This window comes from Streptomyces sp. NPDC000229, assembly GCF_040300825.1.
GTDB lineage: Bacteria > Actinomycetota > Actinomycetes > Streptomycetales > Streptomycetaceae > Streptomyces.
Genome location: NZ_JBEPEL010000126.1, coordinates 1 through 12,634, shown reverse-complemented (window position 1 = coordinate 12,634; position 12,634 = coordinate 1). Strand labels below are relative to the sequence as shown.

Annotated in this window: 12 protein-coding genes; 5 read left to right on the top strand and 7 right to left on the bottom strand. The window is 69.5% G+C overall.

Annotation, left to right across the window (positions count from 1 at the left end; all coding sequences use genetic code 11):
* A partial coding sequence (locus ABT360_RS33905) for an amino-acid N-acetyltransferase (RefSeq protein WP_351825360.1) occupies window positions 1-392 on the top strand: 392 nt, incomplete at its 5' end.
* Window positions 393-539: 147 nt separating this feature from the next.
* Window positions 540-875, top strand: a complete 336-nt coding sequence (locus tag ABT360_RS33900; RefSeq protein WP_351825358.1) for a histone-like nucleoid-structuring protein Lsr2 — start codon at window positions 540-542, stop codon at window positions 873-875.
* Here ABT360_RS33900 and ABT360_RS33895 read toward each other — a convergent pair.
* Window positions 854-1,429, bottom strand: coding sequence for an SCO3374 family protein (locus tag ABT360_RS33895; protein WP_351825356.1), 576 nt, complete (start codon window positions 1,427-1,429; stop codon window positions 854-856). The two genes, ABT360_RS33900 and ABT360_RS33895, sit on opposite strands and share 22 nt — an antisense overlap.
* A 430-nt stretch (window positions 1,430-1,859) precedes the next feature.
* Here ABT360_RS33895 and ABT360_RS33890 point away from each other — a divergent pair, with 430 nt between their 5' ends.
* On the top strand, window positions 1,860-4,385 hold the full coding sequence (locus ABT360_RS33890; RefSeq protein WP_064067384.1) for an ATP-dependent Clp protease ATP-binding subunit: 2,526 nt from the start codon (window positions 1,860-1,862) through the stop codon (window positions 4,383-4,385).
* Between the two features lie 59 nt (window positions 4,386-4,444).
* On the opposite strand, the gene dacB is transcribed toward ABT360_RS33890, so the two are convergent.
* On the bottom strand, window positions 4,445-6,016 hold the full coding sequence (gene dacB / locus ABT360_RS33885) for a D-alanyl-D-alanine carboxypeptidase/D-alanyl-D-alanine endopeptidase (RefSeq protein WP_444852374.1): 1,572 nt from the start codon (window positions 6,014-6,016) through the stop codon (window positions 4,445-4,447).
* 485 nt (window positions 6,017-6,501) lie between these two features.
* On the opposite strand from dacB, the gene ABT360_RS33880 reads away from it, so the two are divergent.
* The gene (locus tag ABT360_RS33880) at window positions 6,502-7,230 is read left to right on the top strand and encodes a M23 family metallopeptidase (protein ID WP_351825354.1); all 729 of its coding nucleotides are present in this window, start codon (window positions 6,502-6,504) and stop codon (window positions 7,228-7,230) included.
* A 3-nt stretch (window positions 7,231-7,233) separates the two neighbouring features.
* Here ABT360_RS33880 and ABT360_RS33875 read toward each other — a convergent pair whose 3' ends face one another.
* Window positions 7,234-7,800, bottom strand: a complete 567-nt coding sequence (locus ABT360_RS33875) for a TetR/AcrR family transcriptional regulator (RefSeq protein ID WP_351825352.1) — start codon at window positions 7,798-7,800, stop codon at window positions 7,234-7,236.
* 102 nt (window positions 7,801-7,902) lie between these two features.
* On the opposite strand from ABT360_RS33875, the gene ABT360_RS33870 reads away from it, so the two are divergent.
* Window positions 7,903-9,483 (top strand): MDR family MFS transporter, encoded by a 1,581-nt coding sequence (locus tag ABT360_RS33870; protein ID WP_351825350.1) that lies wholly within the window; start codon window positions 7,903-7,905, stop codon window positions 9,481-9,483.
* 133 nt (window positions 9,484-9,616) lie between these two features.
* Here ABT360_RS33870 and cseC read toward each other — a convergent pair whose 3' ends face one another.
* From cseC to ABT360_RS33850, 4 genes are all read right to left on the bottom strand, one after another.
* The gene (gene cseC / locus ABT360_RS33865; RefSeq protein WP_351825348.1) at window positions 9,617-10,939 is read right to left on the bottom strand and encodes a two-component system sensor histidine kinase CseC; all 1,323 of its coding nucleotides are present in this window, start codon (window positions 10,937-10,939) and stop codon (window positions 9,617-9,619) included.
* Window positions 10,936-11,652, bottom strand: coding sequence for a two-component system response regulator CseB (cseB, locus tag ABT360_RS33860; RefSeq protein ID WP_351825346.1), 717 nt, complete (start codon window positions 11,650-11,652; stop codon window positions 10,936-10,938). The genes cseC and cseB overlap by 4 nt, the downstream gene beginning before the upstream one ends.
* A 35-nt stretch (window positions 11,653-11,687) precedes the next feature.
* A complete protein-coding gene (locus ABT360_RS33855; RefSeq protein WP_444852373.1) occupies window positions 11,688-12,395 on the bottom strand; it encodes a hypothetical protein in 708 nt (235 codons plus the stop codon).
* Window positions 12,383-12,634, bottom strand: a 252-nt coding sequence (locus tag ABT360_RS33850) for a sigma-70 family RNA polymerase sigma factor (protein ID WP_351825344.1), incomplete at its 5' end; no start/stop codon positions are given. The genes ABT360_RS33850 and ABT360_RS33855, both read right to left, overlap by 13 nt.

The window sequence follows — 12,634 nt, the reverse complement described above, 5'->3', positions numbered from 1 at the left end:
ACGAGGACATCCAGGAGTTCTGGGTAGCGGAACGCGACGAGGACGGCACTGTGGTCGGCTGTGGAGCACTGCATGTGATGTGGGAAGACCTCGCCGAAGTGCGTACTCTCGCGGTCGATCCCGACTTGACGGGCGCCGGCATCGGTCATCAAGTGCTCGACAAGTTGCTGCACACCGCTCGCTGGCTCGGCGTCCGCCGGGTTTTCTGCCTGACCTTCGAAGTCGACTTCTTCGCGAAGCACGGCTTCGTCGAGATCGGTGAGACCCCGGTCGACGGAGATGTCTACACCGAGCTCCTCCGTTCCTATGACGAGGGCGTCGCCGAGTTCCTCGGTCTCGAACGGGTGAAGCCGAACACCTTGGGCAACAGCCGGATGCTTCTGCATCTGTGATCTGCTGATCCCGCATCCGGCACCCTATGTCCGAATCGCGCATGTTTCCCGTGCTCTCGGGGATCTGAACCTCTCCCAGGGGTTTGTGTTTTCCAGGGAAAAGCGGTTTCCTTTCCGCGTACTGCATTTTCGATGAAAGGAAATCCGGTGGCACAGAAGGTTCAGGTCCTTCTTGTCGACGACCTCGACGGTGGCGAGGCGGACGAGACGGTGACGTTCGCTCTGGACGGCAAGACCTACGAGATCGACCTCACCACCGCCAATGCCGACAAGCTTCGCAGCCTGCTCGAGCCGTACACCAAGAGCGGCCGTCGTACCGGTGGGCGCTCTTCGGCCGGACGTGGCAAGGGCCGGGCCGCCGCGGGTGGCAGCCCCGACACCGCGAAGATTCGCGCATGGGCCAAGGAGAATGGTTACAACGTGAACGACCGCGGCCGCGTGCCTGCCGATATCAAGCAGGCTTACGAGGACGCCAACCGCTGAGTGCGGTCCGCACCCAGCAGACGGACCCGGTGGCATTCCGATGCCGCCGCGTCCACGAGCCGCACAAGGCAGGGGGCGCCGACGACGCCCCCCACGGCCGGCATGGCCGGAAGTGACGGCTCGACTTCGCGCCCGGGTTCGGGGGGGCGCAGCCACGAGGCGGCGCCGGGTGAGCCGGACCCGCTCCATCCTGGGGGAATGGGAGCGGTCGTCCGGTCACCGGCGCCCAGGGCGACCAGATCGAGGGCGATCCCTCCCCACTCCAGCCAGTCGAGCAACCCCGGCAGCTCGTCCGTGGCGCCCGCGGCGACCAGCAGCCGCATCCTCTGCCCCGCGAGGGCCACGGGCCACCGGCCGCCCACCCGCCGCAGCACGGCGAACCCGGCGGCGGCCGGCAGTTCCAGGACGTCGAAGCGCAGTCCCGTGAGCAACTCGACCGGACCCCCGCCGTCCCCCGCCGCCGTGGCCCAGCCGAGCTCGTGCTCGTACCACCACGCCAGGCCGTCACGGTTGAACGGTGAACGGGGTGCCGGGAGCGAAAGGGTGAAGGCCATGCCCGGGGAACTCATGACCATGGCCGCGGGTTACGCACCGTTCCGACTTCGGCACGCTGTGTGTCCGGACGGAGGGGGTGCGCGCCGTGTGGCGGAGCGCAAGGGTGTTCGCCCGTAGCTGAGGGAACCGGGGTACGCCGCATGGAGTGTCAGTGCTTACGGGTAAGACATTCCTCGTGAGGACGGGCGACACGCGGGATCCGGCGTCTCACGTTCGCCATCGGCGTACTGCCGTTGAGGGTAAGTGCCTGGCCTGCGGGAACATCGTCTCGGACTATTGGGTTGGAGCATTTGTCGGCGTTCGGGTCAGGAGGCCAGAGACGGGTGTCGGCAGTTGGAATGAGCGGTCCCCGCTTGCGGGACTAAGCTGCGGAAGGACAGGGAGGGGACCGACCCCTTACTGCCTGACCGCTCTGAGGAGCGATTAACGATGTTCGAGAGGTTCACCGACCGCGCGCGGCGGGTTGTCGTCCTGGCTCAGGAAGAAGCCCGGATGCTCAACCACAACTACATCGGCACCGAGCACATCCTCCTGGGCCTTATCCACGAGGGTGAGGGTGTCGCCGCTAAGGCCCTGGAGAGCCTCGGGATTTCGCTCGAGGCGGTCCGCCAGCAGGTGGAGGAGATCATCGGCCAGGGCCAGCAGGCCCCGTCCGGGCACATCCCCTTCACGCCCCGTGCCAAGAAGGTCCTGGAGCTGTCGCTCCGCGAGGCCCTTCAGCTCGGCCACAACTACATCGGCACCGAGCACATCCTGCTCGGCCTGATCCGCGAGGGCGAGGGCGTCGCCGCCCAGGTCCTCGTGAAGCTGGGCGCCGATCTCAACCGGGTGCGGCAGCAGGTCATCCAGCTGCTCTCCGGCTACCAGGGCAAGGAAGCCGCCACCGCCGGTGGTCCTGCCGAGGGCACCCCCTCGACGTCCCTGGTCCTCGACCAGTTCGGCCGGAACCTCACCCAGGCCGCTCGTGAGTCCAAGCTCGACCCGGTCATCGGGCGCGAGAAGGAGATCGAGCGGGTCATGCAGGTGCTGTCCCGCCGGACCAAGAACAACCCGGTCCTCATCGGCGAGCCCGGCGTCGGCAAGACGGCGGTCGTCGAGGGCCTGGCGCAGGCCATCGTCAAGGGCGAGGTGCCCGAGACCCTCAAGGACAAGCACCTCTACACCCTGGACCTGGGCGCGCTCGTCGCCGGCTCCCGGTACCGCGGCGACTTCGAGGAGCGCCTGAAGAAGGTCCTCAAGGAGATCCGCACCCGCGGCGACATCATCCTGTTCATCGACGAGCTCCACACCCTGGTGGGTGCGGGCGCGGCCGAGGGCGCGATCGACGCGGCGTCCATCCTCAAGCCGATGCTGGCCCGTGGTGAGCTGCAGACCATCGGTGCCACCACGCTGGACGAGTACCGCAAGTACCTGGAGAAGGACGCGGCCCTGGAGCGCCGCTTCCAGCCCATCCAGGTCGCGGAGCCGTCGCTGCCGCACACCATCGAGATCCTCAAGGGCCTGCGGGACCGTTACGAGGCCCACCACCGGGTCTCCATCACGGACGAGGCGCTGGTCCAGGCCGCCACCCTGGCCGACCGGTACATCTCGGACCGCTTCCTGCCGGACAAGGCGATCGACCTGATCGACGAGGCCGGCTCCCGGATGCGCATCCGCCGGATGACCGCGCCGCCGGACCTCCGCGAGTTCGACGAGAAGATCGCCGGTGTCCGTCGCGACAAGGAGTCCGCGATCGACTCCCAGGACTTCGAGAAGGCGGCGTCTCTCCGCGACAAGGAGAAGCAGCTGCTGGCGGCGAAGGCCAAGCGGGAGAAGGAGTGGAAGGCCGGCGACATGGACGTCGTCGCGGAGGTCGACGGCGAGCTGATCGCCGAGGTCCTCGCGACCGCCACCGGCATTCCGGTCTTCAAGCTCACGGAGGAGGAGTCCTCCCGCCTGCTGCGCATGGAGGACGAGCTCCACAAGCGCGTCATCGGGCAGAAGGACGCCATCAAGGCCCTGTCGCAGGCGATCCGCCGTACGCGCGCCGGCCTGAAGGACCCGAAGCGCCCGGGTGGCTCGTTCATCTTCGCCGGCCCGTCCGGTGTCGGTAAGACCGAGCTGTCCAAGACGCTCGCCGAATTCCTCTTCGGCGACGAGGACGCGATGATCTCCCTCGACATGTCGGAGTTCAGCGAGAAGCACACGGTTTCCCGCCTCTTCGGTTCCCCGCCCGGATACGTGGGTTACGAGGAGGGCGGCCAGCTCACCGAGAAGGTCCGCCGGAAGCCGTTCTCCGTCGTCCTCTTCGACGAGGTCGAGAAGGCCCACCCCGATATCTTCAATTCCCTTCTCCAGATCCTGGAGGACGGTCGCCTGACCGACTCCCAGGGCCGGGTCGTGGACTTCAAGAACACGGTCATCATCATGACGACCAACCTCGGGACCCGGGACATCTCGAAGGGCTTCAACCTGGGCTTCGCGGCGCAGGGTGACGTCAAGACCGGTTACGACCGGATGAAGGCGAAGGTCAACGAAGAGCTGAAGCAGCACTTCCGGCCCGAGTTCCTCAACCGCGTCGACGACACGGTCGTCTTCCACCAGCTCAGCCAGGAAGACATCATCCAGATCGTCGACCTGATGATCGCCAAGGTGGACGAGCGCCTGAAGGACCGCGACATGGGCATCGAGCTCAGCGGTTCCGCGAAGGAGCTCCTGGCCAAGCACGGCTACGACCCGGTGATGGGCGCCCGGCCGCTGCGCCGGACGATCCAGCGCGAGATCGAGGACATCCTGTCGGAGAAGATCCTCTTCGGCGAGCTGCGCCCCGGTCACATCGTGGTCGTGGACACCGAGGGCGAGGGCGCGGAGAAGAAGTTCACCTTCCGCGGCGAGGAGAAGTCCGCCCTGCCGGACGTCCCCCCGATCGAGCAGGCCGCCGGCGGCGCCGGTCCGAACCTGTCGAAGGACGCGTAAGCGGCAACGACCGCTGACTGAAAGGGGCTGCCCCATCGGGGCGGCCCCTTTCCGCGTTCTCAGCAGTGCTGCGGTTTGCGCCAGGAGCATTCCAGGTCGGCGGACGGTTCCGTGGAGCGGAGGCGGGCCGGCGCCACGGTGCTGATGGTGTTCGTGGCCGTGTCGGAGCCGGCGAGGGTCACGACAACGGCGTCCTCGATGCTCTTCACGGAGGGGGCGAGGTAGTTGTTGAGGACGATGGAGTAGACGAGGCGGCGTCCCCCGGTGTCCGTGACGTACCCGGAGAGTGCGGAGGCCCCGGTCAGGGAACCGGTCTTGGCCCGGGCGTTGAGGGCGGCCGGGGTGCCGCACATCCGGGTGCGGAGGGTGCCGCCGGTGGCGCGGTCGGGGCCGCAGGCCACCGGCAGGGAGGCGTACCAGTCGGCGTACCAGGGGGCGTCCTGGACGGCGAGGAGCAGGCGGGTGAGCTGGGCGGCCGGGAAGAGGTTCATCCGGGACAGGCCGGAGCCGTCGACCTGCCGGAGGGTGGACGTCTGGACGTCCTCCTTCTTCAGGTACGCGCCGATGGCGGCGAGACCCGCGCTCCAGGTGCCGCGGCCGGACGTCTCGTATCCGATGGTCTTGGTGAGCGCTTCGGCGTGCATGTTGTTGGACAGCTTCATGAAGGGCCGCATGAGGTCCTTGAGGGGCATGGAGCTGTGGCCGGCGAGAACGCGTGCCGCCGGGGGAGTGGCGACGCCCAGCCGGGGCGGCCCGGCGACGCGTACCCCGCGTGCGGCGAGGGCGTCGGTGAAGACGGCGGTGGCGTACCCGGTCGGCTCCCAGACGGTGATCCACTCCTTGGTGGGGGAGCCCTGGACGGGGATCTCGCCGGTCACGGTGATGGTGTTCGTCCCGTGCTCCCGCTCGACGGTGAGGGTGTCGGGGCGGCCGGCGGCCACGGTGGTGGCGCGGTTGTCGACGCGTACGTAGTCGGTCGCCGGTGTCACGGTCACGCGGGGCCTCCCGCCCTCCCCGGCAGCCGGGCCGACCTCGACGACGACCGTGCCGGAGTCGTAGTCGGTGTCCGGGGCGACCGTGAGCGGTGAGATCTGCGCGGAGTAGTACGACGACTCGTCGTCCGCTGCCCAGGAGCGGCCCAGCCGGTTCGTGTCGAAGCGGGTGTCGTCGGCGACGACCCGCCCGGTCACCCGGCGGATCCCGGCCGCGGCTACCCGGGCGGCCAGCGTGTCGTAGTCCTGGGCGAGGATGGTGGGGTCGCCCGTCCCGCGCAGGTACAGATCGCCGTGGAGGACGCCGCCCCGGAAGCGGCCCGCGGTCAGCACCTCCGTACGGAACCGGTACTCGGGGCCGAGCAGTGCCATGGCGGCGACGGAGGTGGCGATCTTGGTGTTGGACGCGGGCATGAGGCGGTCGCCGCCGTCCCGTTGGTAGAGGGTCTCGCCGGTGGCGGCATCGGCGACGACGACTCCCGCCGCGCCGCCGTCCAGCCGGGGGTCGGTGAGGATCGTGTCGATGGCGCCCTTGAGGGCGGTGTCGGAGGGGCCCGCCCCGGCGGGGAGGCTGCTCGCCGCGAGGAGCCCGGCGAGTCCCAGGGCGAGGGCGGTCACGCGCATCACGTGTCTGCTCATGGTGAGGAGGATGGCGGAGGGGGGATGGGGTGGGAAGGGGGCGCTCCCGGCCGGACGGAAGCAGTCGGCGGTCGTCCGGCCGGTCCGGAACGGGGGTCTTCCGGCCCGTCGGCCGTGACAAGGCGCACAGGCGTTTTGGGCGGTACTAGGTGGAATAGTGCTTCCGTCCGGGTAGGAGGCGCGTTTTCGGGGCCGCGAGCGGGAGGAGCGGCGCCCGGGAGCGGCGGAGGGGGCGGTGAGCAGGGGGAAAAGCAGCAGGTGGTGGGGACCACCGAGGGGATGAACCTTCCGTTCTAAGGACATTTCGGTCCCTTTCCCTGCGACGGGGTGGTGCGTCAAGAGCGCACGTCACACCGGACTGTCTACGACCAGATGCCGTAGATGGGTGGTTTGAGGCGAGATGGGTGGCCGGGTTACCAAGGATGAGCCAGCCGCCCGGCGCGCCCTTCGCGTCGGGTCCGTTCTTGTCCGGAGGACTTCCCCGTATGTCGAAGCGCGTCAAGCACCCCACCCGCAACGCCGTCGTCGCCCTCGCCGCCGCCGGCATGGGAGCGTCGATGGTGTTCGGAGGCGGTGCCGCCGTCGCCGCCGACAGCAAGACGGCCCCGCTGTCGGGCCCCGCCGCCGCCGTCGCCGCCCAGGCCGACGCCCAGGCGGCGCTCGCCAAGGCCGCCCAGCAGGCGAAGGCCGCCAAGGCCGCCGCCGCGAAGAAGGCGGTCGCCGCCAAGAAGGCCGCCGCGGCCAACGCGGCGAAGAAGGCCGCCCTCGCCAAGAAGGCCGCCGCCAAGAAGGCCACCTCCTGGGTCAAGCCGGTGGCCCGCTACACCCTGACCGCCAGCTTCAACCAGGGCGGCGCCATGTGGTCCCACAAGCACTCCGGCCAGGACTTCGCCGTGCCGGTCGGCACCGTGGTCAAGGCCGCCCACTCCGGTGTCGTCGTCAAGGCCGGTCCGAACGGCGGCGGTGACGGCCCGGCGTACGGCAACGCCATCGTGGTGAAGCATGCCAACGGCACGTACACGCAGTACGCGCACCTGTCGAAGATCAACGTCGGTGTCGGCGAGACCGTGAAGACCGGCGAGACCATCGCCCGGTCCGGCAACACCGGTAACTCCTCCGGCCCGCACCTGCACTTCGAGATCCGTACGACCCCGAACTACGGCTCCGCGCTCAACCCGGCGAAGTTCCTGCGCGCCGAGGGCGTCGTCATCTGACGCTCAGCCCTGCACCGGCCCCTGGTGGGCCCGGGTCACCAGATCGACGGCGACCTCGAGGACGGCTGTCCGCTTCTCCTCGGGGTCGCCGTCGACGTGCTGCATGAAGAACATCCCGGCGTGCATGGTGAACAGTGCGCTGATGCAGCGCACCCGGTCGGCCATGGTGAAGTCCGGCTCCTGGATCAACTGCGTCAGCGTGAGCATGCGCTCCTTGAACGTCTCTCCGATGCTCAGGTCACGCACCGTCGCCTGGTTCTCCTGCATGAAGCGGAAGAGCGGCGCCGCGCCGATGAGCGCCGCGTGGTAGCGGCGCAGGATCTCCTGCTTGGTCTCCAGGGTGCGTGGCTGCTTCTCGGCCCAGGTGATCAGTTCGTCGATCGGCCGCGTCAGGTCGCGGAACAGACTGATGACGATGTCTTCCTTGGTCTTGAAGTGGTAGTAGAGCGCCGCCTTGGTGACCTCGAGACGCTCGGCGATCTCGCGCAGCGAGGTCTTCTCGTAACCCTGCTCGGCGAAGAGTTCGAGGGCCACGTCCTGGATGCGCTGACGGGTGTTGCCTCTGGTCATGGTCGCTCCCACGAAACTTACTTGACGCCCGGCTAGTGACGGGTCTACCGTCCCCAGTCTAGTAACTAGCCGGGCGGCAAGTAAGTAACGGGAGCGGGGATCATGTCGGAGCCCTTGGAGAAAACAGTGCCCACCACCAAGGCCGGAGCGCCGCGCAGCGTACGCGTCGTCCTGCTCGCGCTCATGATCGCGATGCTGCTGGCCATGCTGGACAACATGATCATCGGTACGGCGATGCCGACGATCGTCGGAGAGCTGGGCGGCCTCGCCCACCTGTCCTGGGTGGTCACCGCGTACACCCTCGCCACCGCGGCCTCCACCCCGATCTGGGGCAAGCTCGGCGACCTCTACGGCCGCAAGGGCACCTTCCTCACCTCGATCGTCATCTTCCTCATCGGCTCGGCGCTCAGCGGCATGGCCCAGGACATGGGCCAGCTCATCGGCTTCCGGGCTGTGCAGGGCCTGGGCGCGGGCGGCCTGATGGTCGGCGTCATGGCGATCATCGGCGACTTGATACCGCCGCGTGAGCGCGGCAAGTACCAGGGCATGATGGCCGGTGTGATGGCCCTCGCCATGATCGGCGGACCGCTGGTCGGCGGCACCATCACCGACCACTGGGGCTGGCGCTGGTCCTTCTACATCAACCTCCCCCTCGGCGCGGTCGCCCTCGCGATGGTCACCGCCGTCCTGCACCTGCCGAAGACCGAGCGCGACCGCCGGCCCCGGATCGACTACCTGGGTGCGGCACTCCTGACCGTCGGCATCACCGCGATCGTCCTCGTCACCACCTGGGGCGGCACGGAGTACGCCTGGGGCTCCGCCGTCATCGTGGGGCTGGGCACCCTCGGCCTCGCCACGCTCGCCGGCTTCCTCTTCGTGGAGACCCGCGCGGCCGAGCCGATCATGCCGCTGCACATCTTCCGCAGCCGCAACTTCACCCTCATGTCGGTGATCGGCTTCCTCACCGGCTTCGTGATGTTCGGCGCCACGCTCTTCCTGCCGCTGTACCAGCAGTCCGTGCAGGGCGCGTCCGCCACCAACTCGGGGCTGCTGCTCCTGCCGATGCTGCTGTCGATGATGGTCGTCTCGCTGATCGCGGGCCGTGTCACCACCAACACCGGCAAGTACAAGATCTTCCCCATCGTCGGTGGCGCCCTGATGGTCGCCGGGCTGTTCCTCCTCGCGCAGATGGACACCGGCACGTCCCGGTTCACCTCGGGCGTCTACATGGCGGTCCTCGGCGCCGGCATGGGCTTCCTGATGCAGATCACCATGCTTGTGGCGCAGAACAGCGTCGAGATGAAGGACATGGGCGTCGCGTCGTCCTCGACCACCCTCTTCCGTACGCTCGGCTCGTCCTTCGGCGTGGCCCTCATGGGCGCGCTGTTCACCGGCCGGGTGCAGGACGAGATGGCGGCGCATGGCGGGGGCGCGGCCACGCAGCAGTCGGCGCAGCTGGACGCGGCGAGCCTGGCGAAGCTGCCGGAGCAGATGCGCGAGGCGTACCAGTTCGCCGTGTCGTCCGGCACGCACATCGCCTTCCTGGTGGGCGCGACGGTCGCCGTCCTCGGGTTCGTGGCGGCCTTCTTCGTCAAGGAGGTCCCGCTGAAGGGCGCGGGCCCGAAGGACGCGCCGGCGGGGGCGGACCGCAAGGACGAGCAGCTCGCGGACACGGCAGTCTGACCGCTCGTACGCGCACAGTGGCCCCCGGCGCCGGGATCGTCCGGCCCCGGGGGCCACTCGCCGTCAGGCCTGCCGGGAAGCCGGGGTTCCAGGCAGCATCGGGCCTGCCGGGAAGCCGGGGTTCCAGGCAGCATCAGGGCGTATCGGGGAGCTGGAGTACCGGGAAGCTGCCCGTCGTCGTCGGCGCGTGCTCCGGCAGCCACAGCACCGCGATCGCACCGCCCGCCCCCGGCGCGGTGCCCGTGGGCGCCGCGTTCCGGAAGGTGAGCCGCGCGCCCAGCACCCGCGCCTGGCCCGCCGCGATGGTCAGCCCCAGGCCGTGACCCTGACCGGCCCGGTCGCTGGCACCCGTGCGGAACCGGCTCGGGCCCTCCCGCAGCAGCGCCTCCGGGAAGCCCGGCCCGTGGTCCCGTACCCGCACCACCCGGCCCTCGACCGTGACCTCGATCGGCCCCTTGCCGTGCTTGGCGGCATTGGCCAGCAGGTTGCCCAGGATCCGCTCCAGCCGGCGCGGATCGGTGTTCACCCACGACTCGTGCACCACACGCACCACGGCGTCCGGGTACAGCGAGACCACCCGGCGCTCCACGAACTCCGCGAGTGCGATCTCCTGGAGCTCGGCCCGCTCCGAGGCACTGTCCAGCCGGGCCACCTCCAGCACGTCCTCGACCAGCGTGCGCATCGCCTGCGCCCGGTCTCGCACCAGCTCCGTCGGCCGGCCGGGTGGCAGCAGCTCGGCGGCCGTGAGCAGCCCGGTCACAGGCGTGCGCAGCTCGTGCGCGATGTCCGCGGTGACCCGCCGCTCGGCCTCGATCCGCTCGTTCAGCGCGTCCGTCAGGGCGTCCACCGCCCGCGCGAGCTCATCCGTCTCATCGCGTACGACACCGCCGATGGCGTCCCGGACCCGTACCTCCGTATTGCCCTGGGCGACCTTCCCGGCCGCGGTGGCGGCCTTGCGCAGCCGGCGCGACAGCTGGCCGCCGATCAGCACGCCCAGGGCGCAGCCGCCGAAGACGACCGACACCGAGCCGACGATCAACGCCTCGTCCAGGTCCTTCATGATCGTCGTGCTGCGGCTGGCGAACGGGCTGTGCAGCGACAGCACGTCCCCGTTGCCCAGCGGCACGGCGGCCCACACGTCCGGCGGCCCGTCCTCGTGCTCCTGCACATACGTCCCGCGGCGCCGTTCCCGCATCAGTTCGTCCAGCTCCCGGGGCAGCGTCGGGTCATTGAGCTTCGCCCCGAACTTGGGGTCGGCCTTCGGCTTCGCCGACTCGTACATCCGCTGCGCGAACATCAGCCGCTCCATCTGCACGTCGCGCGCGTTGCCCAGCATCGAGACCCGGGCGGCGTTGTGGACGACGAGGCTGAGGGCGACCGCGACCAGGGCGCCCACGGCGGCGATGGCGATCGAGATCTTCCATCTCACACCGGTGCGCAGTGTGGGCGGCTTCATCCCTTGAGCTTGTAGCCGAAGCCGCGGACCGTCTCGATCCGGTCCTGGCCGATCTTGGTGCGCAGCCGCTGCACATGGACGTCCACGACGCGCGTGTCACCGCCCCAGCCGTAGTCCCAGACCCGCTCCAGCAGCTTGTCGCGCGACAGGACCGTGCCCGGCGCGGACGAGAACTCCAGCAGCAGCCGCATCTCGGTCGGCGTCAGCGCCACCGGGGCGCCACCCCTGCGGACCTCCATGCCGTCGGTGTCGACCTCCAGGTCACCGAAGACCAGGACACCGCCCTGGTCCTGCCCGGCCCGGTCCGCGTCACCACCGCCCGCCCCGCCGCCCGGACCGCCCGCGTGCCCGAAGCGGCGCAGCACGGCGCGGATCCGGGCCACCAGCACGGCGCCGTCGAAGGGCTTGGTGACGTAGTCGTCGGCACCGGCCTCCAGGCCCAGCACCACGTCGATCGAGTCGGCACGGGCCGACAGCATGATCACCGGCACGGTCGACTCGTCACGGATGCGGCGGCACAGGCTCACGCCGTCCATGCCCGGCAGCATCACGTCCAGCAGCGCGATGTCCGGCTGCCGCTGCCGGAAGGACTCCAGACCGGACAGCCCGTCCGGCATCGCGGTCACCGCGAAACCGTCGCGCTCCAGGGCGAGCTGCGTGGCCTCACGGATGACGTCGTCGTCCTCCACGAACAGGACATGGGTCTCGGCCATCGACGTGATCTCTCCGTGCTCTCTGAAGTGGCTGCTCAGTTCTTGCTGGGCGCGGGCGGTTCGCCGGGGCCGTCGATGCCGCCGTCACCGACCGTCTTGCTGTACTCGTTGTGCACCCGGTCGTGCTCGGTGAACTTGTTCCCCGTCCACCGGTAGGTGATCACGTCCTCGCCGGAGGGGTACGACACCGGGTCGCCCTCCGCGTACACCTGCTTGGTGACGATCAGGTCCCCCCGGTCGATCGCCGAGTAGACGGCCGGTTCCTCCAGGGAGAACACATTCTCGTACGTCGTGCCCTTGGCGTCGTCCTTCGCGTCCCCGAGACGGTACACATACGTCCCGACGCCCACGGCGTCCCCGCAGGTCAGCACGTTCACCACGACATCCGGCGTACCGGAGTCCGTGAGGGTCCCGTACGAGGTGTCCACCGGGTAGGCGTCCTCCACGCACGGCTTGAGGTCGTCCTTGACGCGGTCGCTGACCTTCGGGTCGTTCATGATCAGCCGGACCGCGTTCACCTTCTTCACCGGCGAGGACGACGACCCGGGGGGCGGGGCGCTCGTCGGCGTGCTCTGGTCGGCCCGGGCCGCGCCCTCGTCCCGGGTTCCCGTGCCGCCGGTGGAGCAACCGACCGTGAGCAGGCCGATGGCGGCGGCCACCGCCATCGCCGTGGTGCCCGCCGCCCGGATCCCGCCGGCGCCGCTCGCGTCGCTCCCGCTGTCTCTGGCGCTCAGGCCGCGCACCGCTCCCGCCCCCGTTCGTGGCCACGTCCGGCCGCGCGCTCCGCACGGCCGTCACGCTCCAGGGCGCGGGCGTCGATGTCCCGGCTCTCCAGCTCCTGGCGGAGGCGGGCGAGCGCCCGGTGAAGCGTGGACTTCACCGTACCGGTCGACATGCCCAGCGCGGCGGCCGTCTCCTCGGTGCTCATCTGCTCCCAGTGCCGCAGCACCACGACGCTGCGCTGCTTGGGCGCCAGCACCTT

Coding starts and splice junctions, on each gene's coding strand:
- ABT360_RS33895 (WP_351825356.1), bottom strand. CDS start 1,429: ATGGCCTTCACCCTTTCGCTCCCGGCACCCCGTTCACCGTTCAACCGT.
- ABT360_RS33890 (WP_064067384.1), top strand. CDS start 1,860: ATGTTCGAGAGGTTCACCGACCGCGCGCGGCGGGTTGTCGTCCTGGCT.
- dacB (WP_444852374.1), bottom strand. CDS start 6,016: ATGAGCAGACACGTGATGCGCGTGACCGCCCTCGCCCTGGGACTCGCC.
- ABT360_RS33880 (WP_351825354.1), top strand. CDS start 6,502: ATGTCGAAGCGCGTCAAGCACCCCACCCGCAACGCCGTCGTCGCCCTC.
- ABT360_RS33875 (WP_351825352.1), bottom strand. CDS start 7,800: ATGACCAGAGGCAACACCCGTCAGCGCATCCAGGACGTGGCCCTCGAA.
- ABT360_RS33870 (WP_351825350.1), top strand. CDS start 7,903: ATGTCGGAGCCCTTGGAGAAAACAGTGCCCACCACCAAGGCCGGAGCG.
- cseC (WP_351825348.1), bottom strand. CDS start 10,939: ATGAAGCCGCCCACACTGCGCACCGGTGTGAGATGGAAGATCTCGATC.
- cseB (WP_351825346.1), bottom strand. CDS start 11,652: ATGGCCGAGACCCATGTCCTGTTCGTGGAGGACGACGACGTCATCCGT.